General features: G+C 34.3%; 2 protein-coding genes. Both read right to left on the reverse strand.

Annotated elements, in window-relative coordinates; genetic code table 11:
- Positions 1–147 precede the first annotated feature (147 nt).
- The gene (locus tag VFM92_RS05930) at positions 148–843 is read right to left on the reverse strand and encodes a hypothetical protein (protein ID WP_325121277.1); all 696 of its coding nucleotides are present in this window, start codon (positions 841–843) and stop codon (positions 148–150) included.
- Between the two features lie 186 nt (positions 844–1,029).
- Positions 1,030–1,761 carry an SH3 domain-containing protein gene (locus VFM92_RS05935; protein WP_325121278.1) on the reverse strand — a complete coding sequence of 244 codons (732 nt, stop codon included), beginning with the start codon at positions 1,759–1,761 and terminating at the stop codon, positions 1,030–1,032.
- Positions 1,762–2,054: the final 293 nt, after the last annotated feature.

The following is a 2,054-nucleotide window of genomic DNA, read 5'->3' on the forward strand; positions in this document are numbered from 1 at the left end:
TTACTAAAAACAGGAAAGAAAGCCCAAAATAAACTTATTCAATCCCCATAGAAAAACAGTGTAGGTTTGGAAGTTGAGCTCAACAGAAGCTCTAATGAACCGCGCCCTTAGCGCGCATCATTAGAGCTTAGATGTTGGGCAACGTACTTATTTTTCAGTATCTATCAACCAAGGATATGTAAATTCCGTTGTTTTTGTCAATTCTTTTTTTAATTTTTCTCGGTCTAAATCTAATTCTGCATATTCTGCTCGTTCATATAGTAGATTGTATGCAGATTGATGAAGTCCGTATTTTTTTAATGTGTAAAAGTCCGATTTAGCCTTTTCTGAATTTGGTTTATCATTATCGAACTCAATTTTTAAAAGGTCAACCAAAGTGTCATTTACAAATCTATTTTTGTAAGTCAATTGGTTTTGGTCGGATTTGTGAGAGTTGAATTCACGTATGATTTCATAAACGATTGAGTCATTGTTTTCCGATTTTCTGCGTTCCCAAAATTCAGTGTAATATTTACTTTGTATTTCGGGATTGTTGTATGTCAGTTGCAAACTGTCCATTAAATTCTCGAAATTACGTTTTATGTAAATCCCGTGTATTATGAATTCATTTTCACTTTTGTAAATCAGTTTTTCGAGTTTGTCATACCCAAATTTCTTAAATGATTCGTGAACCATTTTTAAATTTTCTGGTTTTCTAATCCACGCATTTTTTGTCCAATCTGAGTTTCTCAAATCGAAAAATGAAATTTGATTTTCTACATAAAATTCCGTTTCGCTTTTTTCTTTATTAACGCAAGAAAAGAGTAATAAAATCAGAATGTTTAATATTAGCAGTTTGTTCATTTCTGTATGTTGCCCAACGCTAAGGCTATGATGAGTGGGGCTTAAAAAATACTAAGCTTGCCATTTGCACACAGTCACAGCAATTAATAAATTTACACATTGTGGCTGTCTTTCCAAGTACCGCCAAACTTTCCTGACTAATGAAACCCCATTCATTCATAGCTGATGTTGTATGCCGTGTTTCTTTTAGCATCCTCTCGAATAGTACCATACATTTGGTTGACCATTATCATCAATAATTTTTATCCATCCTTCTAGTTCTTGAATGATGTTTTCTTCTTCTTTGAAGTCAGTTCGACAAGGGTGTTCTTTATTTATGATTACTTTAACCTTTGTCCACAGTCCTTCATGCTCTTTGGTTGGAGAAATTTGGTGAGTCTCACCTTTCAAAGTTTTAATTATTTTTGAGTCTGTGCTTGGTTGTTCTCTTAAATTTAACCCTGGGTCATTCGCATAAAAGCCCAATAAATTCTCAACATTATCTGAAAGGAAAGTCTGCCAATCAACTAATTCAAATCCAGCTGTAATAATATCATTTTCCTTTAACCATAAGTTCCTTTCGTCATATCTTAGTTTAACAAATCCGTTGCTTTTTTCGGCATACTTTAAAGCCCAAATTTCATAACCAATTTGTTCAAAATGCTGTAAATCAATTTGGGTGTCTGTTTTAGTTTTGAAGTCGACATAGTAAATTCGATAATTTGACTGGTCACCAGTATTCTGTTTCACATCTCTGGTCAACTTTCCTATTATTTCCCCATCGGGCTGGTTATAAATAGTAAATCCTTCTTTTGGCGCATAAATACAACAGATTTCTTGATTGTCCCTTTCCTCTGGTAAAATAAGCCCATTCTGAATTGCTTGTCCAAATGTCATATTAACTGACAAAAGAATAAATATGATAAGGAATTTAGTCATTTGGTATAGGTTTGTGATTGATTGATCTGGCATACAACGGTTTGCATATGGCTTGTGGCGGTTTCGAAGTACTTTCCTGTCCACCGAAACCAAAGCTGGCTAAAAAGCGAAAACCTTGCTGGTAGCCATTTCCCCGCCATGAGCTATATGCTGTGTTGAACTCAACCTCCGGTAGCTGAAGTATTTCAACTTACCGGAGCGTTAAGCTCATGATATAAAATATAAATATTATGAGCAATTTAAGTAGAAATTACGGATGGTTAAACACCAAGGCTAATTCAGCCAAAACATTA

It is taken from the genome of Marivirga sp. (assembly GCF_035704835.1).
In the GTDB taxonomy this organism is placed as follows: domain Bacteria; phylum Bacteroidota; class Bacteroidia; order Cytophagales; family Cyclobacteriaceae; genus Marivirga.